This is a genomic window from Ruegeria sp. YTSC002, assembly GCF_059609845.1.
Map to the genome: position 1 here is coordinate 226,948 of NZ_JBXWML010000006.1, position 23,590 is coordinate 250,537.

General features: G+C 53.9%; 20 protein-coding genes and 1 pseudogene. 9 read left to right on the forward strand and 12 right to left on the reverse strand.

Annotation, left to right across the window (positions count from 1 at the left end; all coding sequences use genetic code 11):
* Window positions 1-146 precede the first annotated feature (146 nt).
* The 7 genes from AC2FFD_RS13855 (at window position 147) to AC2FFD_RS13885 (ending at window position 10,445) form a co-directional block, all read left to right on the forward strand.
* The gene (locus tag AC2FFD_RS13855) at window positions 147-1,649 is read left to right on the forward strand and encodes a type I restriction-modification system subunit M (protein WP_496873354.1); all 1,503 of its coding nucleotides are present in this window, start codon (window positions 147-149) and stop codon (window positions 1,647-1,649) included.
* Entirely contained in the window at window positions 1,646-2,893 is a 1,248-nt protein-coding gene (locus AC2FFD_RS13860) for a restriction endonuclease subunit S (protein WP_496873355.1), read from the forward strand. Before AC2FFD_RS13855 ends, AC2FFD_RS13860 begins: the two co-directional genes overlap by 4 nt.
* 31 nt (window positions 2,894-2,924) lie before the next feature.
* The gene (locus tag AC2FFD_RS13865; protein ID WP_496873356.1) at window positions 2,925-4,256 is read left to right on the forward strand and encodes an anti-phage deoxyguanosine triphosphatase; all 1,332 of its coding nucleotides are present in this window, start codon (window positions 2,925-2,927) and stop codon (window positions 4,254-4,256) included.
* 3 nt (window positions 4,257-4,259) lie between these two features.
* Window positions 4,260-4,991 carry a DUF3800 domain-containing protein gene (locus tag AC2FFD_RS13870; protein WP_496873357.1) on the forward strand — a complete coding sequence of 244 codons (732 nt, stop codon included), beginning with the start codon at window positions 4,260-4,262 and terminating at the stop codon, window positions 4,989-4,991.
* Window positions 4,992-5,118: 127 nt separating this feature from the next.
* On the forward strand, window positions 5,119-8,406 hold the full coding sequence (locus AC2FFD_RS13875) for a type I restriction endonuclease subunit R (protein ID WP_496873358.1): 3,288 nt from the start codon (window positions 5,119-5,121) through the stop codon (window positions 8,404-8,406).
* Complete coding sequence (locus AC2FFD_RS13880) at window positions 8,403-9,134, forward strand: M48 family metallopeptidase (protein WP_496873359.1); 732 nt, start codon at window positions 8,403-8,405, stop codon at window positions 9,132-9,134. Before AC2FFD_RS13875 ends, AC2FFD_RS13880 begins: the two co-directional genes overlap by 4 nt.
* Window positions 9,135-9,281: 147 nt before the next feature.
* Entirely contained in the window at window positions 9,282-10,445 is a 1,164-nt protein-coding gene (locus AC2FFD_RS13885; RefSeq protein WP_496873360.1) for a hypothetical protein, read from the forward strand.
* 440 nt (window positions 10,446-10,885) lie between these two features.
* On the opposite strand, the gene AC2FFD_RS13890 is transcribed toward AC2FFD_RS13885, so the two are convergent.
* The 10 genes from AC2FFD_RS13890 to AC2FFD_RS13935 all read right to left on the reverse strand — a co-directional run bounded on the left by AC2FFD_RS13890 (window position 10,886) and on the right by AC2FFD_RS13935 (window position 20,191).
* Window positions 10,886-11,446, reverse strand: coding sequence for a hypothetical protein (locus AC2FFD_RS13890; RefSeq protein WP_496873361.1), 561 nt, complete (start codon window positions 11,444-11,446; stop codon window positions 10,886-10,888).
* Window positions 11,447-11,555: 109 nt separating this feature from the next.
* Window positions 11,556-11,906, reverse strand: a complete 351-nt coding sequence (locus AC2FFD_RS13895; RefSeq protein WP_496873362.1) for a hypothetical protein — start codon at window positions 11,904-11,906, stop codon at window positions 11,556-11,558.
* Window positions 11,906-12,304, reverse strand: a complete 399-nt coding sequence (locus AC2FFD_RS13900) for a type I restriction-modification system subunit M N-terminal domain-containing protein (protein ID WP_496873363.1) — start codon at window positions 12,302-12,304, stop codon at window positions 11,906-11,908. The genes AC2FFD_RS13895 and AC2FFD_RS13900 overlap by 1 nt, the downstream gene beginning before the upstream one ends.
* 41 nt (window positions 12,305-12,345) lie before the next feature.
* Window positions 12,346-12,864 carry a hypothetical protein gene (locus AC2FFD_RS13905; protein ID WP_496873364.1) on the reverse strand — a complete coding sequence of 173 codons (519 nt, stop codon included), beginning with the start codon at window positions 12,862-12,864 and terminating at the stop codon, window positions 12,346-12,348.
* Between the two features lie 376 nt (window positions 12,865-13,240).
* Window positions 13,241-13,792 (reverse strand): lysozyme inhibitor LprI family protein, encoded by a 552-nt coding sequence (locus AC2FFD_RS13910; RefSeq protein WP_496873365.1) that lies wholly within the window; start codon window positions 13,790-13,792, stop codon window positions 13,241-13,243.
* A gap of 680 nt (window positions 13,793-14,472) precedes the next feature.
* Window positions 14,473-15,369 (reverse strand): EamA family transporter, encoded by an 897-nt coding sequence (locus AC2FFD_RS13915; RefSeq protein ID WP_496873366.1) that lies wholly within the window; start codon window positions 15,367-15,369, stop codon window positions 14,473-14,475.
* Window positions 15,370-15,427: 58 nt separating this feature from the next.
* Entirely contained in the window at window positions 15,428-16,051 is a 624-nt protein-coding gene (gene wrbA, locus AC2FFD_RS13920; RefSeq protein ID WP_496873367.1) for an NAD(P)H:quinone oxidoreductase, read from the reverse strand.
* A 106-nt stretch (window positions 16,052-16,157) separates the two neighbouring features.
* Window positions 16,158-17,045 (reverse strand): LysR family transcriptional regulator, encoded by an 888-nt coding sequence (locus AC2FFD_RS13925; protein WP_496873368.1) that lies wholly within the window; start codon window positions 17,043-17,045, stop codon window positions 16,158-16,160.
* A 1,321-nt stretch (window positions 17,046-18,366) separates the two neighbouring features.
* Window positions 18,367-18,768 (reverse strand): XRE family transcriptional regulator, encoded by a 402-nt coding sequence (locus AC2FFD_RS13930; RefSeq protein ID WP_496873369.1) that lies wholly within the window; start codon window positions 18,766-18,768, stop codon window positions 18,367-18,369.
* A gap of 313 nt (window positions 18,769-19,081) precedes the next feature.
* A complete protein-coding gene (locus AC2FFD_RS13935) occupies window positions 19,082-20,191 on the reverse strand; it encodes a lipase family protein (protein ID WP_496873370.1) in 1,110 nt (369 codons plus the stop codon).
* Between the two features lie 159 nt (window positions 20,192-20,350).
* Here AC2FFD_RS13935 and AC2FFD_RS13940 point away from each other — a divergent pair, with 159 nt between their 5' ends.
* On the forward strand, window positions 20,351-20,752 hold the full coding sequence (locus AC2FFD_RS13940; RefSeq protein WP_496873371.1) for a pentapeptide repeat-containing protein: 402 nt from the start codon (window positions 20,351-20,353) through the stop codon (window positions 20,750-20,752).
* Window positions 20,753-20,822: 70 nt separating this feature from the next.
* Here the strand turns inward: AC2FFD_RS13940 and AC2FFD_RS13945 are convergent, their stop codons facing one another.
* Window positions 20,823-21,242, reverse strand: a complete 420-nt coding sequence (locus AC2FFD_RS13945; protein ID WP_496873372.1) for a hypothetical protein — start codon at window positions 21,240-21,242, stop codon at window positions 20,823-20,825.
* A gap of 113 nt (window positions 21,243-21,355) precedes the next feature.
* Here AC2FFD_RS13945 and AC2FFD_RS13950 point away from each other — a divergent pair.
* Window positions 21,356-21,532 (forward strand): annotated as a pseudogene (locus AC2FFD_RS13950) (DNA polymerase); the annotation flags it as partial.
* Window positions 21,533-21,652: 120 nt separating this feature from the next.
* Here the strand turns inward: AC2FFD_RS13950 and AC2FFD_RS13955 are convergent.
* Complete coding sequence (locus AC2FFD_RS13955; protein ID WP_333848299.1) at window positions 21,653-23,458, reverse strand: ABC transporter ATP-binding protein; 1,806 nt, start codon at window positions 23,456-23,458, stop codon at window positions 21,653-21,655.
* Window positions 23,459-23,590 lie beyond the last annotated feature (132 nt).

Below are 23,590 nucleotides of genomic sequence, written 5' to 3' on the forward strand. Positions count from 1 at the left end.
GGTCACGTAGAATTGTCAATGAGATTCCTCAATCGCTGAATCGAACACCAGTCAGATATGTCCAAAGGTATGGAATGTCCTTGAGTTCCCCCTGCGACCACAAGATACTTACGGCAAAACAAAACTCGAACGAGCAGGCAGAGACGATGACCCCCATCACCCAATCCGAAATCAACAAATCCGCATGGGGAGCATGTGACACTTTCCGGGGCGTGGTCGATCCGTCGATCTATAAAGATTACGTCCTAACGATGCTCTTCCTGAAATATGTCAGTGACGTATGGAAAGATCATCGGTCTCGGTATGAAGCTGAACACCCCGGCACTCCAGAGCTGGTGGACGCATTGATGCAGCAGGAAGCGTTTGTCTTACCCACTGGCGCTGGCTTTGACGACCTTCATGCCCGCCGGCATGAGGCTGGGAATGGCGAGCGTATCGACAAGGCCCTTCATGCGATCGAAGAAGCCAACGGCGACAAACTGCGCGACGTATTCCAGGATATCAGCTTCAACTCCAACAAGCTCGGAGACGAGGAACAGAAGAACGACATTCTCCGTCACTTGCTGGAAGACTTCGCCAAACCAGCGTTGGATTTGCGCCCGTCACGTGTCGGTCAACTCGACATCATTGGTGGGGCTTACGAATACCTGATCTCGCGCTTTGCGGCCACGGCGGGCAAGAAGGCGGGCGAGTTTTATACGCCTGCAGAGGTGTCTGATCTCATGGCCCGCTTGGCCGACCCCCAACCTGGGGACCACATCTGCGACCCCACCTGCGGCTCGGCGTCGCTGCTGATGAAATGTGGCAGGCTCATCCGCGACAAGGGCGGCAAGGGCTATGCGTTGTTCGGGCAAGAGGCCATAGGCTCTACCTGGGCGCTGGCCAAGATGAACCTCTTCCTACACGGGGAGGTAAATCACCAGGTCGAATGGGGCGACACGATCCGCAACCCCAAGCTGCGCACTAAGGACGACGCACTGCGGCACTTCGATATCGTAGTGGCCAACCCGCCGTTCTCCCTTGATAAATGGGGAACTGAAGCCGCTGAGACGGACAAGTTTGGACGGTTCCGCCGTGGCATCCCTCCCAAGACCAAGGGCGATTATGCCTTCATCCTGCACATGATCGAGACGCTGAAACCAAAGTCAGGCCGCGCCGTGGTGGTCGTGCCCCACGGCGTGCTGTTCCGCGGATCGTCTGAGGGGAAAATCCGCCAAAAGCTCATAGAAGAAAACCTGCTCGATGCCGTCATCGGCCTGCCGGAAAAGCTGTTTTTCGGCACCGGCATCCCCGCCGCCCTTCTGGTGTTCCGCAAACACAAACCTGACGACTGCGTAATGTTCGTCGATGCATCACGGGAGTTCGTATCCGGCACCAACCAGAATGCCCTGGACCAGAGCCATATTGACAGGATTGTGGCGACCTATCAGGCGCGGGGGACGGTGGACAAATACGCCTATCGCGCCACCAGAGCCGAGATCGCGGAGAACGATTACAACCTCAACATCCCCCGCTATGTGGACACGTTCGAGGAGGAGGAAGAGATTGACCTGATGGCCGTGCGGGCCGAACGAGTCGCGCTGAAGGCAGACCTAGCCGAGTTGGAAACCCGCATGGAGGGATATCTGCTGGAGCTTGGTTTGGCATGAATGCGGTCACCCTCGCTAGTTCTTTCCCTGCAACCGTTCAACCTGGCATCCCAAAGCTGTCAGACACGCCTGATGGATGGACACGTGCTCCGCTTGGTCAGTTCCTCACCGAGGTTCGTCGTCCCGTTAAATTGATTGATGATCAGACTTACAAACTCGTAACGGTGAAGCGGGCACGTGGCGGTGTAGTCGACCGTGGCAGCTTCCTGGGACGGGAAGTTCTTGTGAAATCCCAGTTCAAGATCGAGGCGGGCGACTTCCTAATCTCAAAACGTCAGATCGTGCACGGAGCGTGTGGGTTGGTGCCCGATGAACTTGCGGGATCGGTCGTCTCCAATGAGTATTCCGTTCTGAACGGCAATGATGGGATTGATACCTCCTTCCTCAATTACTTGGCTCATTCGGTATTCTTCCAGCAGACTTGTTTCCATTCGAGCATTGGCGTCCACATCGAGAAGATGATCTTCAAGCTAGATCGTTGGCTGAAGTTCGAGTTCAACCTTCCCCCACTCCCCGAACAACAGAAAATCGCAGAAATACTCTCGACCTGGGATGCGGCCATCGAGAAGACTAAGGCCCTGCTGACAACCGCGAAAGCCCAAAAACGCGCCCTCATGCAATCCCTCATCACAGGCCGCCGCCGCTTCCCAGAGTTCGAAGGCCAACCCTGGAAAGAGGTGCGGTTGGGGGATGTATCGCGCTCTTGGTCTGGTGGCACCCCCTCTAGGAAACGACCAGAGTTTTTCGGTGGCTCGATCCCGTGGATCAAATCGGGTGAGGTCAATGCAGCGCGTGTGACAACTACTGAGGAATCGATAACTGAAGAAGCCCTTGCGGCATCGTCTGCGAACATGGTGGAACCAGAGAACATACTTGTCGCGATGTATGGCGCTACTGCTGGGGTTGTATCCATTGCGGGCATCAGTGCGGCAATCAATCAGGCTATTTTGGCTGTTGAGCCTTCACCAGCGGTTGAAACCTCTTTTCTCCACAGATCAATCGAGTTGGCCATGGATAAGACAAAGCGACTTACTCAGGGCGGCCAGCCTAATCTGAATGCCGCCATCATTAGAGCAACAAAGCTGTTTCTGCCGACGACAGCCGAGCAAGTCAAAATAGCTGACGTGATTGACGCTGCTCAGGATGAAATTGATCATCTTGAGAACGCGATCACCGAACTCCGCACCGAAAAGAAAGCCCTGATGCAGCAACTGCTCACAGGCAAACGGCGCGTGGTGGTCTGATTTGACGATTATTTTTAAGGATCTGAATTGAATGACATATTGGGAAGAACGCAGGGATGGTGGTGTCACCAAAGACGGACGCACTGCTTATGAACGGGACTATGCCAGGGTTGTGCACTCCGCCGCCTTCCGCCGCCTTCAGGCCAAGACGCAGGTGCTCGGTGTTGGTGATAGCGATTTCTACCGAACACGCCTGACCCACTCGATGGAAGTCAGCCAGATCGGAGAAGGCATCGCACGCCGGTTCAAAGCCGCAGCGATCAAAGGGACACCCAGCTACGACATCCTCCCTGACCCGATCCTGATCCGCACCATCTGTCTTGCTCATGACCTCGGCCATCCTCCGTTCGGTCATGGCGGCGAGATTGCGTTGAACCGCTGCATGATCGGTCATGGCGGGTTTGAGGGAAACGGTCAGACCCTGCGCATCATGGCGTTGATCGAACCGTATCACGAAACGCTCGGCATGAACCTGAGCCGCAGGTCTCTGTTGGGTGTGCTCAAGTATCCCGCACCGCTGAGCGCAGTTGTTAATAAGAAACAGTATGAAGGGGCGGATACTGACGCTGTTTCCTCGGTATTCAAGGCCAAACCATTCAAACCACCTAAATGCTACCTCGATACGGAAATCGAGGTCGTGGACTGGATCGCTAAAGACCTACGCGACTGGCCACGGATTAGCGGCGAGCTCGAACATCAGGGCGACAACAAGCACAAAAAGACTCAGCACCACGCTCTCGACACCTCGATCCTGGAGATCGCCGACGACATCGCTTACGGGGTTCATGACCTCGAGGATGCGATTGGTCTGGGACTGATCGACCGCGCGGCATTCGAGGCCGGAGTGAGAGCCGAAGACATTGGTGGGTTCTGTGAATGGTCAGACGGGATGAGCTATAGCAATCTCATCGCGAGCCTGTTTTCGTCACATACCTACAAGCGGAAGAAGGCCATCGGTGCGCTGGTCGATTTCTGCATCCGACATACGACACTGGACACATCAAACCCTCACGAATTTGGCAACCCTATCTTCGGGTATCAGGCCGTTCTAGCGAAGGAGGCCCGTGCGGTTCTAGATGTGTTGCAAGGCCTAGTTGTTAATCAGGTGATTATTACCACTACGGTCCAGCAGCTTGAGTTCAAGGGTCAGAAGATTGTCACCGAACTCTTCCACGCCTTTGCAACTGATCCGGAAAGACTTCTGCCCAAACGCGATGCTCGTCGGCATGACGAAGCCTCCAGTGATGACCTGAAGAAGCGGGTTATCTGTGACTACATTGCTGGTATGACCGACGACTACGCCACGAAGCGATATCAGCAGTTGTTTGAGCCGCGCGTAGGCTCAGTGTTCGACAGGCTGTGAAGCATGGCGGAGTTTTCGGATTACATCGTGTATGTTGATGAAAGCGGTGATCACAGCCTAACCTCGATAGATGCCGATTTCCCGGTCTTTGCATTGTCGTTCTGCATAGTGAAGAAGGACGAGTATTTGTCCATGGTGGTGCCATCAATGCAGGCGCTCAAGTTCAAGTATTGGGGGCACGACTTGGTCGTGCTGCACGAGCACGAAATCAGAAAGTCCAAAGGCGATTACACCTTCTTGCTAACTGATCGCGCCCTGCGTGAACAATTTTACGAAGACCTGACCCAGGTGATGGTAGATGCGCCAATCACGATCATCGGATCCGTCATCGATAAGGTGAAGTTGACCGTGAAGTATGCCAATCCTTGGAGCCCGTATGATCTAGCGCTGCACTTCTGCTTGGAGCGATTGCAAACATTCCTGCGAGAAAATGGTCAGGAAGGAAAGTTGACACACGTCGTTTTCGAATGCCGCGGCAAAACAGAGGATGACGACCTTGAGCTGACTTTCCGTCGGATAGTAGCTGGAGACGGACATTGGGGCTATCGCAAGCACAAGTTTGAAATTATGGACTTTGAACCAAAGTTCGCCAAGAAATCTGTCAATTCAACGGGACTACAGCTTGCTGATCTCACTGCACGACCCATTGCATTGAAGACCTTGCGCCCCAAGCAACCAAACCGCGCCTACGATGTAATTTTGACCAAAATGGGAGCGATCAAGCAGTTTCCATGACTGAAAAAAGCAAAAGGGCACCAGTTTCCCAGCACCCCATCGCCGACCAGGTAATTCCCAATCCTTGTTTAGTATGTAGGAAACTTCCTACCAGAATGCAAATTTTTTGGCAGCAGGCCGTTGCATCATGACCCACTCCCGCACTCCCGACACCCGTGAAGAAGCGGCATCCAAGCTCCCAGCTTTGCATACGTTGCTGGCGATGGGTTGGGACTACCTATCCCCCGCTGATGCGTTGGCCTTGCGCGGATCTGAACGTGCAGTCCTGCTGGAGCCTGTATTGCGCGAGCGCCTCAGGTGCCATCGGTTCGAATTCAAGGGGCAGAGCTACTCCCTTTCTACTGGCGGTATTGACCAGGTGGTGCGAGAAATCAGTGCAACCGGACTTAACGAAGGCCTAATCCCTGCCAACGAGGCGATTTACAAACATCTGACGCTAGGGATCACTGTGACCGAGTTCGTCAATGGGCAACGCACATCCGTCACCGTGCCGTTGATCGACTGGACTAATCCAACCACCAACGCGCTTCAGGTCACCGAAGAACTCAGCGTTGAACGCCCTGCGGGCATGGGACGGTTTAGGCCTGATGTGGTCTGTTATGTGAATGGTATTCCCCTGGTGGTGATCGAAGCAAAGCGGCCCGTGTCTTCCACCAAGGACGCCGCGATGGTCACAGAAGGAATTAGCCAGCACCTGAGAAACCAAAAGCCTGACGGTATCCAGGACCTCTACGTCTACTCGCAACTCCTGCTGTCAATCTCCGGCACCGATGGGCGTTATGGCACCACGGGGACGCCTGCCAAGTTTTGGGGGACGTGGAATGAAGAAGAGATCACAGATGTCGAGATGCAGGCGGTTAAGTCCACCCCCCTCTCAGAGGCCCAGAGAGAGGCACTGTTCGCCGACAAGCCCGCTTGGATGCGGGACGACTTCGACAGGCTCCACAGCGGCGCTGTGTGGCCCACAGAGCAGGATCGGTTGATCATCAGCCTGCTGCGTCCTGACCGCCTGCTCGACTTCACGAGGCGCTTCATCTTCTTCGACCAAAAGCTCGGCAAGATCGCGGCGAGGTATCAGCAGGTTCAGGGGGCCAAGGCGATCCTGTCGCAGGTGACCAAGCAGAAGCCCGATGGCAGCCGTGAGGGCGGTGTGATTTGGCACACCACGGGCTCAGGCAAGTCCAACCTGATGGTTTTCCTTGCAAAGGCGCTTCTGCTTGATCAGGACTTGGCGGGGTGCCGGATCATCATTGTCACGGATCGTGTGGACCTTGAAAATCAACTTGCTTCTACCTTCCTGACGGGCGGGGCGTTCGGCTCGGCTGTTGCGACCAAAAAGGATGGGGAAACTTCCAAGGTCCAGTCTGGGCGAGACCTTGCCAAGCGAATAGGGTCTGGATCGGAAAGGATCATTTTCACTCTGCTTCAGAAGTTCAATTCAGCCACCAAGCTACCGGAGTGCAAGAATACATCTGACAAAATCATTGTGCTGGTTGACGAGGGACATCGCAGCCAAGGCGGCGAGAACCACGAGAGGATGCGACAGGCACTGCCCAACGCGGCCTTCATCGCCTTCACTGGAACACCTCTGCTGAAGGAAGATAAGACCCGCAACAAGTTCGGCCCGATCCTGCATGCTTACACGATGCAGGATGCGGTTGAGGACGGAGCCGTCACACCGTTGGTTTATGAAGAACGCAGGCCCATCGTGGATATCAACGACACGGCAATTGATGCTTGGTTCGACAAGATCACCATGGGATTGTCAGACAGTCAGAAGTCAGACTTGAAACAAAAGTATTCCAGTCGAGGACGAGTCTACGGCGCGGGTGGGCGTATTGATCTCATCGCCTGGGACATTGCCATGCACTTCACTGAGAACTTCGCCAAACTGGGTTTGGGCCTGAAGGCGCAACTGGCAACAGACAACAAACTGTCCGCTATCCGCTACAAAAACGCCCTTGATCTGACTGGGATGGTGACCAGTGCAGTTGTGATCTCAGCCCCTGATACTCGCGAAGGTCACGAAGACACAGATGAGACCAAAACACCTGAGGTGCAGACCTGGTGGAAGATGAACGTTGGCAATGACCCCGAGGGCTACGAGACGGACGTTTTAGAACGGTTCGGCTCCGACGGGGCACCGGATATCCTGATCGTCGTAGACAAGCTCCTGACAGGCTTTGACGAGCCACGCAACGCGGTGCTCTACATCGACAAACTCCTCAAGGGTCATAATCTGCTCCAAGCCATCGCAAGGGTTAATAGGCTGCATGAAGCCAAGCAGTTTGGCTACCTTATCGACTACCGAGGAATCCTGGCCGAGCTTGATACCTCAATCCAAGATTACCAAGACCTCGCCTCACAGACGCAAGCGGGCTACGAGATAGACGATCTTGCGGGCACCGTGTCTAACGTATCTGTCGAATATAAACGGCTTCCTGGGCTGCATGACGCACTCTGGGAAATCTTTGCGAATGTAGCCAACAAACAGGATATGGAACAGTTTCGTCGCGTGCTGGTGCCGCTAGTGGCAGAAGATGGAACTGGTTATAGCATCGACCAGAATCAGAAAGTCCGTGAAGACTTTTACGACGCTCTGACTGAGTTTGGCATGTGCCTGAAGTTGGCCCTTTCATCCCGCACGTTCTTTGAGGACGGTGCCTTCGATGAAAAGACAATTCAGAGCTATAAACGAGACCTCAGGTTCTTTTCCGAACTTCGTGTGCAGGCCAAACGTGATGCGCAAGAGACCGTGGATTTCTCTGAATACGAAGACCAAATACGGCGAATGGTGGACAAGCAGGTTATCGGCCAAGAAGTTGTGGACCCAGAAGGGTTTATCCGTGTCGACACACTGGGCCAGGAAGGTGATCCTGAAGAATGGTCTGACGAGAAAACGCGGACAGAGGCGGATGTCATCAAGACCCGCATTCGCAAGACGATTGAACAGGTCCTGATCGATGATCCCTATGCTCAGCGGGTATTCTCTGAAATGCTTAAGGAAGCCATCCGTGAAGCCGAGGCGTTATTCGATCACCCAGGCAAGCAATACACCATGTTTGCCGATCTTGAATCGATGGTGGATGATCGCGCCACACCGTCCGTGCCGGATAGGTTTGGTGACAACAAAATGGCTCAAGCCTTCTACGGGGCGTTCGCAATGTCACTGGTTCGGAACCAGATTGATGATCTAGGTGAAGACAAACTCGTTGAAGAAGCACTTTTCATCGACGGTGTGGTTCAAGACGCTGTTCGATCTCATTCGATCAAGCCTGCCGGCATCGAGGCGGAAATTCGAAAAGCTCTTTTGCCCCGGCTATTTAATCTTCTGGGAGGATTGGACACAGCCAATTCTGTGATTGAGCAGGTTGTCGCAATCGTCCGTGCAGGTGATGCGAGGCGTGGCACATGACCGCCCAGAACATTCTAACCTACGGCAATGAACAGATCCCGTATCAGGTTAATCCGGATCCCCGAAGGACGACCCGAATTGCAATCCACGTGGAGCCTGATGGAAGTGTCATAGTCGATGCTCCACCAGACCAACCCGTTGAGATGGTCCACAAAGCAGTGCATAAACGGGCCCGTTGGATCGCTGATCATGTCGCTGAAGCCAAGGATCGATACCGCCACGTTCGTCCCAAATCTTATGTATCAGGTGAACAGGTTCTATATCTGGGGCGTCGCTATATATTGAAAGTAGTTCAGAGTGACACGACCAAAGGCACAGCACGACTGCGCGGGAATCGGTTGGAAGTGACGGCGCAATCTAAAGAACCCAGAAAAGTCCGTAGTATCGTTCGTGCCTGGTATCGCACACGCGCTCGCGATTACTTCGCGCGGCTGATCGATCAGAAGTCCAAAAAGATGCCTTGGATCGATCAGCCTCCGCCTTTCCGGTTGTTGGAAATGTCACGCCAATGGGGAAGTTGCTCACCTCAGGGTCAAGTTATCCTGAACCCGCATCTGGTAAAGGCGCCACGAGAGTGCATCGAATACGTCGTGGTGCACGAACTTGCCCATCTCAAACATCACGATCACAGTCCAGAGTTCTTTGATTTGGTTAGCTTGCACGCACCAGGGTGGAAAAAGCAAAAGAAACTGTTGGACCAGATCGTTGAAGTTTTGACCAACGATTGACCGGGAATACTAACTCAAATCAGGTCGAGAGACTCATTCTTCCAAATTCAGCCGAAAACTAATATTCGAGGCTTAAGAATGCCGCTACCGACGTCGACAATACTGTCACCACTGGATCCTCTACGCCCAGTCCGCGAATTGACGTTTGTGGAGGCTGAAGTTGGTGGCAAACAAGCGCGTTTTCAGGACCGTCGGGTGCTTACACCAACACTGGACCTCAAGGATTTCCGCTTCAAAGCGATCATCGATTTTGTAGTTGTTCGAGTATTTACCAAAAGAACACAGTTCCGGTGGATTCAGCAAGAACTCCGCACTGTCCTGCCGCGTGATAGCTGGATCACCCCCATCAACCCCGGAGGAGGCACAGAGGCTGACGAGTTCGACATTAGAATCCAAGAGCCGGCCTCAACCGCGCTCGTGGCAGCAGCGATCGCTGCTGTGGGTGCGAAACGAGGCGAACGAAAGGTTCCTCAAATTCGGGAAATTGAATTCAGTTTAGACGTCTATAGCCGTGATGGTGCCAATGAAAAAAGGGAGCAGATGGTAGGGCTGTTGCAGAGGACTTACTATGCCGAGACGGGACGATGGGCGGATGAATTGGATATGCCTCGTTCGACCGCTGCTGTCACCGCTCATGCCGGAAGCGCTACTACAACCGAATATTTGCCGCCAGTAATGGGAGAGAAGCGTGAAGACTCGCTAATAGTGCGGCCTGGTCCGGAAGAGTTTCGCAGCCCGTTTCTAGATGGCACGATGTATCTGGGAGAAAAAGAAACGAGTGGCATGATCCGTATCCAAAACAAGGAGAAAGATCAGCAAAATCCCTCGGAGGGCACATTTTGTCAGCTGACTGAAGATCAAAAAAGAGCCCGCGTCGAGGTCACGCTCAAATGCCGAGACCTTCACGATCTTGGGCTCCACGAATTGCCCGATCTAAAAAGTTTCAAATACACAAAATTACAGAAGAAATTCTTCCAATTCATGCTGCCTACGTTCACAGGTCTAAACATTGAAAAAAGTCCAGCTATCCGTGCAGTCATCAGTCTGGAAGAAGAGAAACGTGCTGAAGTTTTCCTAAAATCCGGTTTACTTGCGCTTATGAGAAGAGACGAAGTCTGGAAAGAGCATATTGATTCATCAAGGCCAGAAATTAGAAAGGTGTTTCGGAGCAATGGATGGCCCGTTGTTCAGAACCGGGTTGGCCGCGGCTCGACATCTACCATGGTTGCTTATGAAGCCCTGAATAAACACGTTGCCGCCGCATTTCGACACCTAGGCGAGCGGGAACGGAGAGCGTGGCTGAAAAAGTAGTGTGTTGGGGACGTCTCAATCGTTTGGATAAATGCTGCGGGATACGGTTAACAGTAAGCGCTTACTTATAAGTAATTAGGTGTTGATCAGGAAGAAAACGGAGCCTCCTTTTGCAAACAAAGGTATTCTAGCGATCGGCGCAGATTTTCTCGGCACATGAAAAGTAGAAAAAACTTGTCATTTCCATATATCGCACTGCCCGCCTGAACGGTCCGAATTCGCTCAACTCTTGTCTACTTCGTTCACATTATTGCTGTCGCTATAGGAGTTGTAGATCATCCGGACGCTGCGGCGCCAGAACCGATTCCCTTCATTATTCGGAGGGGTATCTAGGGCTTCCCATTCCTCAGACTTGGTCGGACGGCAGATTCCGTTGGGGCAGTGTAACACGCCGTTCACCTTGAGGAGAAACGGTCAACTGTCAGATCACACCTGAACCACTACATCTCAGGAACGGAAACAGGCTTCAAAAAATAGGTTTGCTCAGGACAGAGTTGATGAGTTTTACATTTAGTTAAGCTACAGGCCGATCTGGCAAGGCGAGCCAAGCCATCGGAATCCGCCAGAGTAAGAGACTTACTTGATACGGCTCTGACGACCGTCCAATGGCTATGTTTGCCTTCAAGTCCAAGCAGCACGACACGCCCCTTCGAGGCGTCGACGTAATCGGTCATGTCATGCCAAAACTCGTCAACCTGCCCCTTTCTATCTAACCAAGGCACCGTGCTTTTGACTTGCAAGTTATACTTGAGGGCCAATGTGCGACTGGCAACATCGATGAGTTCACCGAGCTTATCGGAATCTATTCCCTCATGAATGATTTCTCCGAGGGGGCGTCCATCGTCCAACAGGTTTACAAGCTTGCAAAACAGAAGCTTTTTTTCCGCCCTCTTTAGCCGAGAACCGATCACTAGGTCGCAGGCGTTGATGATCGCGTAAATACCGCACAATCCGTCCAAAGACCCCTGCGCGGATGGTGCTGTAAGGGCTTTTCCCTTCATACGCCCATCCTCTCTTCAATGGTGCCTATGCGCCGGTCGGCGGTGTCGGGTTTGGCGTAGGTCTCCACGTCGATCTGACCGATGACAGCGGCGGTTGTGCGGGTGTCGGTTAAAGTTTGCGCACTTCACGTTGAATGTCCGCGAGGCTCGTTGAGTTGTCGAATGTCGCTTGGGGCGCTTGCTGAAGGCTCTTAGGCTTCAATTGGATGACTTTCTTGTCACCATCAAAAGAGAAGACATATCTGGCACCATTGAGGGTTACCCAACACGTCCTCGCAAGTTTTCCGCCCCGTTCGAGAACTGTAATTTCGTCACGCCCCCAGGCGAACCTCCGCCGCACTTCTTGCGAAAGGGGAAGTATAATGTTTTGCACATTTCGACCATGCTTTGCCTGAGCAGCCTCTTGCACTTTCGCAATGAAGTCGTCGATCTCTTGGTCGTTCTTGAGTTTACGTGCCATTACGCTTGCATCTCCTTTTGAATGGCGTCGAACCGGAACTTGTTGCAGACGTTGGGAGAGAACTTCGTGATGAAGTCCGTGAGGTTCTTGTGGATGTCACTAGCCTGCTGCTGACGCATCGTCGCGAAAATGAAGCGGCTAGTGTTGTTGGCGCTGATGCCATCACCGCTAACTGCATAGAGGATTTGCGACCGGGCGATCTCGTCCATATTGCCCGGGAGTGTGTCGGCTAGTGAGAGCACTGCATCCTTGGTTGACGCCAGGATGCAGTCGAGACCGCGCAACTCCACGAAAGGCAACACGACCTTGCCATTCTCGGAATGTTTGAAATCTCCTCGGAGAAGTTCTGCAATCGACCAAATGAAACTGCCCAAGCCTTTGATATCGTTGTTGTCCATATTTTCTTGTTCTGGCGCCGGGTGGATCTAAACAGTCCAGGTCACGACTGGAATCTCCGTGCGAGAAATTCCTCTTCGAGAAGTTGCAGGCCGTAATTTCTTGTCAGATTGAACACTTCGTCCTCGATTGCCAATACTACTAGCTCAAGGCTCTCGTAATGCGTCAGTTCATTTATACTGCCTTCGGAGGTAGCGACGACTAGGAGATCTTCTTCAGCATCACTCAGGGTTTCGAATTGGTTCTTACAATGTGGGCGAACAATCGGTCGATAGTTGTCTTCAAAGAGCTCATGCCCGTCCTCGTGCATGACCCAAATCAACTCATCTACAAGGGAGAAATCCTTTTTCTCGCCAGCATAGGGCCAGTGAAAATACTCTCCTGCGAGATCTTGAAACGGCTCTTTTCGTAGATCCCAAAGCACTCTCAATGCAAGGTTTCTAATCTTTTCTGCTCCCACCCTGTATATAAGGTCGAAATAGTGATCCGCATCGTCTTGATTAATGCCAACAGTCACAGTTTTCATCTGTTTATTGCCGGTCTTTGGATGCAACAACTCCATTTTTGATGCTGCTTGTGTATACGCCAAGTAATTCGTTCGTTGTATCTGCTCATGTGTGCCCCAGGTCGTTGCCTACTAAAGATGTTATTTTGAGACTAGAAGCGCAAGCAAAGGGATGTGTTAATTGCGCTAAGTTGTTCATTTATTGAACTTCGTCATCCATTTATGAGTTTATGGGCCGTCCGCGTCGACAGGTAGTTTGAGCTTAGGCCCGGTGCTTCATCGCACCGAGGTCTGGAAGGAGCCCTTTGCGGCAGGTTAGATCTGCCGCCGATGCTGCGAGCACATTCGGCGGCTGCCAGTTCTTCGCTACAAGCGTAAGGCATAAGCCTCTGTGTTTAAGGTTTGATAGCAACCTCTTCAGGGGACACCAGCCTTAGTAACCGATGGTAAAGAAGCGGTCCAAGTTCTCAGCTTGCTGGATTGAAAGGCGCGTGGTGCACTCATTCATTACTGCGCCCCAGCCCGAGCCCCCCATATGCCAACCAACAATGTTCTCTTCGGAACACATTTTGTTCGCGAACTGAAGCCAGAGGCGCTGAGCCGCACGCAGATCAGCTACCCACTCCTCGTCTATCTCCTCTTCGTCCTGGGATCCCAGTGGTCCTTGCTTCATTATGCGTTGGTAAACAGCATTCAGATGCTCGTCCGCGCGTTCCAAACCGATGTAGTTACAATACTCGTGAGGAGACGTTGCAGCTCCTCCGGGGATGAGGAAACCTTTGCTTTCGAGAACTTCTTCCAAGTCTTTCACGCACTCTTGAATGCCCGCTATGACACATGCTTCCCGATTAGTTGAATCATTTTCAAAACACTCCTCAACCTTAAGATAAGATTTGTCGTATTCGGCGACGGCTGCCTCCGAGTCATAGGCATGCGCACTGGTTCCCAAAATCGCAAAACCAATAGCCAATATCCGTTTCAGCATATTTATTTCCTTACAATAGATCGCTTGAGATTGACCCAGCATTCCCCACGTGGGTTGCTGTTTGATGAGAACATGGTCGGACGGGACTCTGCCGTCAAGCACTTCTTAAGGTTGATCGTTGTCACGCGCATTCGGCACTAAGGTGAAGCGCAACATGGGATCGAACACCGCAGCCTCTGCTAGCTGGAAGATTATGCGCGGGCATGATGCATGTCGTCGTAGGCTGCAAAGTCCGCTTTACTGCGCATAACCGCCGTTCAGCCTTCACCACGTTGCACCCGCGGCGAACGCCCGGTTTCTCCGCAAACCAGGAGTCCGGGCTCGATTAGACTTTGGCGCTGCAACGAAGTCCGCAACGTCGGGCAGCACTGGAGCATGGATTCCAATTTGTGAACGGCAGGAATGGGCAGAGGGTGTGTGAAAACTCCGGCCCACGATCTCTCTCGTCGCGCTCGTTTTCAGCGCCTGTGTAAAAGCTCTTTCAGAAGCGAGAGAGAATGCACATAGGGGAGGTTTGGAACACCCGGATGCTGCGGAGCCAGAACCCATCCCGTTAATCATGCGTTGGGAAACCTAGGACTTCGATACTCTAAGGATCTGGCGAACGGGCGTGAGCGAGGCGCTGAGCCATTCCTCGCCCACTTGCGTGATCGGGCCCATTGTTTGTGACTCAACACCCATCAGACAGATCCAGCTGCTGCTGGTCCCCATTTTTTCAACCTCGAATTGTCCCTTCGACTCACGCTCTGACCGACCACAACAGAGCCAATAACTATGGCTGCTCCTATTGACTGAGTGAAGCTAAGCGTTTGTCCCAAGTATACCCAGCCGAGCACGACAGCTGTAACAGGACTCATCATGCCAAGCATCGAGACCGCACTGGGGTCCAGGCGAGCTATCCCACGAAACCAAAGAGCATAGGTAGCTGCAGCACCAATCAACCCAAGCCAAATAAGGCCGGCGACGTTTGTCGCGCTAAGCGCAGGTAGAGGCGGCTCAAGGAACAGTGCGACTGGCAGCAGTATCAAACCACCGGCTGTTAATTGCCACGCAGTGAAACTCAGCGCCGAGACCGGAGGTTGCCATTTCCGGCTGAGAACAGTGCCAGCAGCCATTGACGCGGCTCCCCCCAAACCCGCTGCTATACCGATCCAATCAAGTTGTGCTTCTGGTCCGATCAGCAGCAGAGACACACCCATTACGCCAGTTGCGGCGGCTCCAAGTGCACCAAGTCGGATTGGGGTTCCAAGCCATCCCCACGCCATCAAAATCACGATCATTGCTTGCAACGATCCTAGGGTGGCGGCCACACCACCAGGCAACCTATACGCAGCAACGAAGAGGAGCACCCAGAACAGAGCAAAATTGAGGCTGCCTAAGACGAAAGTTCGACCGAGCCATTCGCGTGGTGGAACGCAGCGCGTCACTGCAAGCAATAACAAGCCAGCTGGCAGAGCTCGTAACGCAGCCAGGGTAATCGGATAGCCAGCCGGGAGCGCTTCCGTAGTCACCAGATAAGTGCTTCCCCATACCGCTGGGGCGAGTGAAGTGAGAAGAATATCGGTTGAGCGTGACATTGTATGTCTCCCGGCTGAGGCGTTTGAGAATTTGAGTGAGACTTCAGAGGCGCGCGGGTTATGCTGCTTCCGCTTGCAGGTTTGATCCAGCGAGGCACGCCGCAATCCTTGCAACATGAGCACCCTGGAACCGCGCTCCGGCCAGGTCGGTTTCGGTAGGAGTGTGGGAACCATCAGCACCGGCGATCGTTCCGGCACCATATGGTGCGCCGCCAATGATTTCTTGTGATGTAGTCTGGCCAGCAAATGTGTAGGGCATTCCGGCAATCAGCATCCCGAAGTGTTGAAGCGGGACTTGCGTTGTCAGAAGGGTCGCCTCGTGCCCGCCATGTTGCGAACCTGTTGATGCAAAAACCGCCCCGACTTTACCAACCAGAGCGTTCCTGGCCCAAAGCCCGCCAGCCTGATCCAGGAACGACTTCATTTGGCCGGCCATCATGCCAAATCGGGTCGGTGTTCCAATGATGATTGCATCATAGTTTTCCAGATCTGCCGGCAAGGCTATAGGCGTATCATCCACTACATAGCCAGCCTGCTGGCGGACTTCTTCAGGGACGGTTTCGGGCACACGCCGAACGTCAACTTCGGTGCCGGGAACACTTCTGGCGCCTTCAGCTTCTGCATCGGCCAATGTGCGGACGTGGCCATAGCTTGAGTAGTAAAGAACGAGAATACGTGACATAGGATACCTCTCAGGGTTACGACTTGTTCCCTGAGAGAATGGAATTTGTTGCGCCGCCAATTAAGCCGCGCTCTTTGACATCACTCTTTACCTGGATTGAACAATGTCACGACCTGAGAGCCAGGCGCAGATGATCAAGAAAGGCTGTGACCTTTGCATCCATTCCCAAGCGAGATGTTGTAACGGCGAATACTTCTGGCGCAGGCAGTTCGTGGTCAGGAAGAACTCGCACCAAGGCCCCGCTAGCTTCGGGAGCATCAGAGACGAACTCGGGCAGTGTTCCGATGCCTTGCCCCGCTATCAGCAGATCCCGCAAAACGAGGCTGTTGCCGACGCGCACGCGCGGATCAAGCTCTAATGTTGTGACACCTTCGGCGGCCGAGAGTTTCCAGCTCGTCAAATGATCAGCAAGCAAAAAGCCAATGATCGCGTGGTTTTTCAGATCCGCCGGCTGGGTCGGTGTCCCATATCGCTCCAAATAGTCAGGAGACGCAAAAATCCGCTGTCGCATCACGCCGATCCGTCGCGCAACAAGGGCCGAATCCGGCATCGCGGCTCGGATTCGTATCGACAGATCGAACCCGCCCTCGACCATATCGATCACCTTGTCGTCCATCGAAAGAGTAAATCGCAGATCTGGATAGGTTTCCAAGAACTCTGGAAGCATCGGTGCGATAACGGTTTGGCCGAAGGAACTTGACGCATTCACTCGAAGGTGCCCACGCATCGCTTTTGCACCTTCCCTAATGGACTGCTCCGTTTTTTCGACTGCGTCGAGGATTCCAATTGCGTCCTGGTAATAAAGGCTGCCGGTGTCAGTCAGTGACATGGATCGCGTCGTTCTGGTGAGGAGGACGGTTCCTAGACTTTCTTCCAGAAGCTTGATTTCTCTGCTGAGAAGCGCAGGAGAAACACCAAGGTCTTCCGCCGCGCGGGCAAAGCTGCCGCGTTCAACGATACGGCGAAAAGCTTGCATGACTGACAGTTTGTCCAACTCCAGATCCTATCCATTTTCTTTGAACTGCCCAGCAGGGCGCAATGATCCGTAAGTATACGACTGCGCCACCGGTGCGAAGGGGCGACACGCCTGTGTTGCTGGTGTTGATCTCTGGGCGGTTGCCAGAAAACAATCATCGGTCTATTTTCGATGAGGCTAGGAGTTAGGGGCAATGGCAAAATCTAAGAATCCGCATACACTGAAAAACGTTCCAAGCCGGTCGAACAATGAGAAGTCGGATCGCCTTGTCGAGGGCAGCCCCATACCGGTTAGCGACGCTGTTAGTGAGACAACTCGACAGGAAAGACTCATGGCGATTGCAAAAGATGCTGAACGACGCCTCAAGGGTTCAATGAAGCTACTCTCTTGAAGTCGCAATAGGATCTTCCAAAGGAATAACAGCACATACAATCGAAGCACCGCCTTCTTTACGCTGCACCGCAAGTTACCGGCTCTCCAATGAGTGCATAGAAGCAACGGAGCATATAAGAGGTCTGGTAAACACAAGCGCAAATTGGGTGCCGCCGCTGAGCACTCCCTCCTACGATTACCCCTCTACACACGCGCACCTGTTCTGCTCACCTCTTACACGCATTCTCTCTATCGGTCGCTCTCTAGGGTGCTCTTACGTGTGTCCGTTCTCTTAGGGCGTTTCTCTCTAGATGCAGCTATTACCGCTCTATATGTAATCGTCGGCATTTGATCTCCAGAGTAGCTCAATAGCTTTGCTGGCCTTGACCTGTGTATTTGCTCTCTATGAGGTTTTGTCTCAGTCGCTTTCTACGCTGGCCTGAGTTGTGTCCGTTCTCTTACGTGTGTCTGGTGTCGTCTGGCCTGTGTTTCGTCGCTCCGTGAGCTTTTATGGCCTTGGTTCGGATATGTGTTTTCCAGAGAGCCATGTTTTATTGGGTTTCTCTGGTTCAAAGGTTTACATTTTGGTCTGAAAAACTGGTTTTGAGCCGAAATCTGTCAACTTAATGTAAACTTAGTGTAAACCTTTGGCCTGATTTTGGGGTGTTTTTGAGGTCGAAAGGTTTACATCCGTCGATCCCGCGAGGGGTGGATGTAAACCTTTGTCAACCTTATGCAACCTCAGTTCAATCAGCGAGGGACCCGGCGAGGCAGGGTTCACCAGCCATTCCTCGCTGCAATCTCGAAAACCCATTCCATTTTTCTTTGTGAGGTCGACAAAGGCGCCTCAATAACTGCACTCTCCGCAAGGTAGGCTCAGGATCACTTCCGTTGCTCACGTCACGGAGGAACCGCAACCAGGCGCGCTCATTCAATGTCAGTTCGTCCTTCCGGTCATACATGGCATCTATCTCCCGAAGATGGCCTTGATCGCCGTCTCTGACCGACTGGTCAGCCGGGGATCAGTGTTATTAGATGCCTTGCGAATTGCTTTTAGCCAGCCAAGTTCATTCGACGTGACAGGTTCTCCGAACACCTCGACAACTGCCTCAGCTGCAGTCAGGCCGATCGACTGCTCAATTGCGAGGCGCATAAGGTAGGCAGCGTCGCATTCCAAAGCTTTCGCCAAAGCCGGGACGCGATCCAATGCCACCTTGGAACTACCCTGCTTGATCATCGTGATCATGTTGGCGTTGGTGTATCCAGCCTGGGCGGCAATCTCAGCCTGGCTCTTGGTAGGTTTCAGCTCGAGCACCCGGCGTTCGACATATCTCGACATCTGGGTGTCTGCATGCGGTTTCTTAGTCATTGCTATCCTCTCAGATCTGACGCAGCAAGCGCTGCATGTCTTCGATATAGCGACAGCGTTTTTGGGAATGCTTGGCAGGAATCGGATATGTTCTAGCACCGTGAGGTCACAGTGGGTGGTTTTGACAAACCACCCACTTTGGTAGATCGCCGGCCCAATTTTCGCTCCGGTTTCCTAAGGGCTTGGTGACCAAGTCTTACGTCTTGGGAATTCCTAAGGATATTGATCCATAAATCGATGTGGACGTTTCGCGCGGAGCTCATATTGCCATAACTACTCAACTAAGGGTGCCAACCGTATAAATCGTATCATTTCATCGATTTAATCGAATGCGAACTGCATTAAGAATAGAACGTCCGGATGGTCCTATGAGAGGCGAATGCCAGTCAGATGGCGGAACATCAAGGATGTCCTCAAGGTCGACAAATTCGGTTGATGGATGAGAAATTTCGAAAGAATACTCCACGATTGCGTCTGGTTCACGAAATCCGGGGAACGATCTTTCATGCTCAGGAATATTAAATGGATCAAGCCCATGAATCACTCTAACCGTCGGGCGAGTCATGTCCTCCCAAGGCAATGGTGTTCCAGGGTATACGATACGTCTCGTTGAAGGCAGGTCGAAAGGCTGCCCCAAGGCAGGATCACCGTCAACTGGCCAACAGTCCTCAGCAACGAGCTGTCTGCCGGCCTCAAACGGAATATCTAGAGTTTCGTCCTTGTGTGTCTGGGTGATTACGACTTGAGATGCTCGATCCAATGCAGGTGCGAATTCACAGGGCGTAGCAGGTGTATCCCAGAGAATTCGGCGTCTTGGATCCGGGTGGTTAGAGTCAAACAGGCTGTTGTAAACATCCTTTCCCGCCCAATCGTAGATAGAGGCGTAGGGAACTGCTGGTTGAACCAGTAGAAGAAGGTCGATCTGCGCTGGGAATTTGAGTTCTTTGAGGGCAGAGAGTGCTACTCGCCCCCCCAGACTGTGGGCTATTACAATTACGGGTTGTTCACCACTGGTTGTTACAAACTGGTTTAAGAGTGGCCCGACAACCTTTCCTAGACTATTGGCGCGTTGGGCGGCTCCGACGAAGTTGATGCTTGTGTCCATGCCAGAGTTCCACAAAATGGCCCAAAGTTCGTCACTGGCCCCTTCAGGCATTGTAGCAAAAATGTGGGCGCCCACATGTGCTGCTAGCCGTTGTCCGCGAGCACTTGGAGTGCGAAAACCATGGATAAATATGAACCGGGTTCCCATGGCTTTCGATATTTCTGGCAGTTGCTCACCTAAATCTACATCATGGCCGTGTAGATCAATGTAGTTGACGGTGACGCTCGGACCTGCAGGCGCTGGCAATTCTTCACCTCCACCGGCGGTGACAACTACGGGCCAAAACACCAAGAGTAGTTTTAGATAAAAAGCCTTCATGTTAGTCCCCTGGATGCTCAACATATCACAGAAGCTCACTCGGAATGGCGTTCAAATAGAAAGCAAAAGGCAAGGTCTTGATTCAGGTGTGATTTCTCGGATGCCTTTCTTTCAGAATGCGATCTTTCGAAAAATAGATTTATCAAATGCCGAGGCTTCATGCTGCTGCTGAAAGACTGCAACCTTTCAGAGACTGAAGTCGATCTAGAAGTTCACCGAAGCACCAATGCCCGCCATATCATCGGCGGTATATCGTGCTATCGGACGCGTTTTCTTGAAGCCAACTTTACGGGACAGGACCTAGAGGGTAGCACTTTCGAATTTTGTGATGTTCGTGGTGCCAATTTCAACAAATGTAATCTTACCTCCGTCAAGTTCGTTGGATCAAACTTAAACGGGGCCTCGATAAGGAATGCGTCGCTTGTCTGCACAAATTTAGCTCATTCCGAGATCGAAGAACTAGACCTTACTCAGGCCGATGCACTCTCTGACTTGATGATCAGTGCTGAACAGCGTGATTACGTGCTAAAATGTTTTCGGGTTACGGTCTTAAATCCATGACCCGAAACGGTCATAATACACGACGAACCATCGTCTTCAGACACCTCCCAAAATGGACCGTTTGTTGAAGCTATTCTTGGCTATGAACCCGGTTCTTTGCTTGGAGTTCTTCTCGAAGTCCACGCAGCGTTTCACAGGCTGGTGCTAGAACCTCCCGTCGAGCCTCGAACGCGCTTCGCAGTTCTTGCGCTTGTGCTGTGACCTCGGCCAGCTCTGCCCCCATTTTTTCTATCCGAGCCGCGGCCTCGGCTTCGCGTTGCGCTGCCCGCTCAGCCTCTTCCGCCTCGCGCTGCGTCTCGCGCTCTGCCGCTTGAGCGTCATCGAGCGCGATGATCCGTTGAGCCAGGTCCTCACGGTCGAAGTCGCTCACCTGAAGCTCTGTGCTGTTCCTGCGCGGGTCATCGAGCCAGCCTTGAAGCTGTTTTCTGCATTCGGTTTTCATCATTCCCATCACATCGCCGGGAACGTCGCGATAGACAGCCTCGTTCACCCCTCCCAGAACTTCGACGCATTCGCGCGTCCCTTCTGTGATCTGGGCGGGGCTGCTGCCGTTGCCCAAGAGGGATAGGAGCTGGTCATCGGTGATTTCAGGGCCTTTCTGCCCGCATGCTGCTGCAGGTACATGACGAACTGATCTTCGAGGTCGAGGACGGCGAGGTGGAAAAGGCGATCCCGGTCATTGTCGACGTGATGGAAAATGCGTCCCTGCCGGCACTTTCGATGAAGGTGCCGCTAAAGGTGGATGCACGGGCGGCGAACAACTGGGACGAAGCGCACTGAGAGGGACAAGGCAACCCCTGTCCGACACCTGCCCTCAAGGGCCACTGTCTGAGGGCACCGGTGCGGCATATACCTTCTCCCCGCAGCGGGGAGAAGGTCGCGGCAGCGCGACAAACCGCGCTACGTTTCAGCGATTTCCGCCTGCCCCGTCTGGATGTTCCAGAGATTGCGATAGAGTCCCGGACGTTCCACCAGTTCGTCATGCGTGCCGGACTGGATCACCCGCCCTGCCTCCATCACATGGATCGCGTCCGCATGGACCACCGTGCTGAGCCGGTGCGCGACGAGGATCACGGTCCGCTCGCCCTTCATCCTGGCGAGCGAGCGCTGGATCGCCGCTTCCGTCTCGTTGTCGACGGCGCTCGTCGCCTCGTCGAGGATGAGGATCGCGGGGTCGATGAGGAGCGCACGGGCAAGCGCAATGCGCTGGCGCTGGCCACCCGAAAGTTTTTGGCCGTATTCGCCGATCTGGCTTTCGTAACCTTCGGGCAGGTCGCGGATGAAGCCGTCGGCTTCCGCCATGCGCGCGGCGGCCTCCACCGCCTCACGGCTTGCACTCGGCCGTCCATAGGCGATGTTGTCGGCGATCGAGCCGGAGAACAGCGTCACCTCCTGCGGTACCCAGGCCATGCTTTTGCGGAGACATTCGCCGGACCAGTCGGCGAGCGGCACACCGTCGAGAGAAATACGTCCCCTCTGCGGACGAATGAACAGGCCGAGAAGCTTGATCAGCGTCGACTTGCCGCTGCCCGTGGGGCCGACAAGGGCGACCGTCCCACCTGCCTCGATGGCAAGATTGATGTCCCTGACACCACCGGGGCTCGTCGCATAGCGGAAGTCGACGCCATCGATCTCGAAGCGGCCGGAGACCTTTGCCTCGTGGACGCCGTGCGGCTCGCCGCGCGGCTCGTCGAGCAGGCGCAGGATGCGACGCGTCGAGGCCATGGCGCGTTCGTAGAGATCGGCGATCTCGGCCAGGCCGGTCATCGGCCAGAGCAGGCGCTGTGTGAGGAAGACGAGCAGGCCGTAGGCCCCGACCTGCATCTCGCCGTTCAGGGTCAGCCAGCCGCCGATGAGGAAAGTGGCGAGGAAGCCGGACAGGATCGCCATGCGGATGATCGGGATGAAGGCAGAGGAGACGCGGATCGCCGCCCGGTTCGCCTCCACATAACCACGGCTTTCCGCCGTCAGCGCCGCCGTCTCGCGCGCCTCGGCGCCGAAGGCGCGGATGGTCTGGAGGCCCTGCAGGTTGGTGGTGAGCCGCGCACCGAGCCCGCCGGCCCGCGCTCTCACCGCGTCGTAACGCGCCTGCGCCCGGCGCTGGAACCAGAAGGCCCCGGCAATGATCGCCGGCACCGGCGTGAACGCGATGACCGCGATCAGCGGACTGACGATGAAGAACACCGCGCCGACGAGGATGACGGCGGCGAAGGTCTGGATCAATTCGTTCGCCCCGCGGTCGAGGAAGCGTTCCAGCTGGTTGATGTCGTCGTTCAGGACGGCGACGAGATCGCCGGAACGGTTCTCCTCGTAGAAGCTCGTCGGCAGATGCTGGGCATGGTCGTAACAGAGGATACGGAGGCGATGCTGCACGTCCTGCGCCAGCCCCCGCCAGAGGATCTGGTAGAAATATTCGAACAGCGATTCGCCGAACCAGATGAGGAAGGTGGCGATGCCGAGCAGGGTGAGCTGGTGCACGGGCTCGGTGATGCCGACCTGCGCCACGAAGGAATCCTTGCCACGCACCACTACGTCGAGCGCAATGCCGATCAGGATCTCCGGCATGACGTCGAAGATCTTGTTGATGACCGACGAGGCGACAGCCCGCATCACGCGGCCCCTCTCCTCGCTGACGAGGGACAGGAGAACGCGCAGCGGATGGCGCCTTGCGGAGGAAAGGGAGGCGGGCGTCTGAAGAGCGGGCATGGAGGGAACCTGTTGTCGGGGCCGTCCGATCCAACGGCGGCATCCCCGCCTCTAGACCTGCATTCCCCAAGTGGCGTGTCGTTTGAGGTGAAGATCGCCTGTATCCGAGCGCTAGACAAGGATTTTCTGCCG

What these genes read in the sequence shown, in the direction of transcription:
- AC2FFD_RS13880 (WP_496873359.1), top strand. Translation starts at nt 8,403, where the DNA reads ATGACCGCCCAGAACATTCTAACCTACGGCAATGAACAGATCCCGTAT.
- AC2FFD_RS13930 (WP_496873369.1), bottom strand. Translation starts at nt 18,768, where the DNA reads ATGACTAAGAAACCGCATGCAGACACCCAGATGTCGAGATATGTCGAA.
- wrbA (WP_496873367.1), bottom strand. Translation starts at nt 16,051, where the DNA reads ATGTCACGTATTCTCGTTCTTTACTACTCAAGCTATGGCCACGTCCGC.
- AC2FFD_RS13865 (WP_496873356.1), top strand. Translation starts at nt 2,925, where the DNA reads ATGACATATTGGGAAGAACGCAGGGATGGTGGTGTCACCAAAGACGGA.
- AC2FFD_RS13940 (WP_496873371.1), top strand. Translation starts at nt 20,351, where the DNA reads ATGCTGCTGCTGAAAGACTGCAACCTTTCAGAGACTGAAGTCGATCTA.
- AC2FFD_RS13875 (WP_496873358.1), top strand. Translation starts at nt 5,119, where the DNA reads ATGACCCACTCCCGCACTCCCGACACCCGTGAAGAAGCGGCATCCAAG.
- AC2FFD_RS13900 (WP_496873363.1), bottom strand. Translation starts at nt 12,304, where the DNA reads ATGGACAACAACGATATCAAAGGCTTGGGCAGTTTCATTTGGTCGATT.
- AC2FFD_RS13895 (WP_496873362.1), bottom strand. Translation starts at nt 11,906, where the DNA reads ATGGCACGTAAACTCAAGAACGACCAAGAGATCGACGACTTCATTGCG.
- AC2FFD_RS13860 (WP_496873355.1), top strand. Translation starts at nt 1,646, where the DNA reads ATGAATGCGGTCACCCTCGCTAGTTCTTTCCCTGCAACCGTTCAACCT.
- AC2FFD_RS13915 (WP_496873366.1), bottom strand. Translation starts at nt 15,369, where the DNA reads ATGTCACGCTCAACCGATATTCTTCTCACTTCACTCGCCCCAGCGGTA.
- AC2FFD_RS13855 (WP_496873354.1), top strand. Translation starts at nt 147, where the DNA reads ATGACCCCCATCACCCAATCCGAAATCAACAAATCCGCATGGGGAGCA.
- AC2FFD_RS13890 (WP_496873361.1), bottom strand. Translation starts at nt 11,446, where the DNA reads ATGAAGGGAAAAGCCCTTACAGCACCATCCGCGCAGGGGTCTTTGGAC.
- AC2FFD_RS13870 (WP_496873357.1), top strand. Translation starts at nt 4,260, where the DNA reads ATGGCGGAGTTTTCGGATTACATCGTGTATGTTGATGAAAGCGGTGAT.
- AC2FFD_RS13935 (WP_496873370.1), bottom strand. Translation starts at nt 20,191, where the DNA reads ATGAAGGCTTTTTATCTAAAACTACTCTTGGTGTTTTGGCCCGTAGTT.
- AC2FFD_RS13955 (WP_333848299.1), bottom strand. Translation starts at nt 23,458, where the DNA reads ATGCCCGCTCTTCAGACGCCCGCCTCCCTTTCCTCCGCAAGGCGCCAT.
- AC2FFD_RS13905 (WP_496873364.1), bottom strand. Translation starts at nt 12,864, where the DNA reads ATGGAGTTGTTGCATCCAAAGACCGGCAATAAACAGATGAAAACTGTG.
- AC2FFD_RS13910 (WP_496873365.1), bottom strand. Translation starts at nt 13,792, where the DNA reads ATGCTGAAACGGATATTGGCTATTGGTTTTGCGATTTTGGGAACCAGT.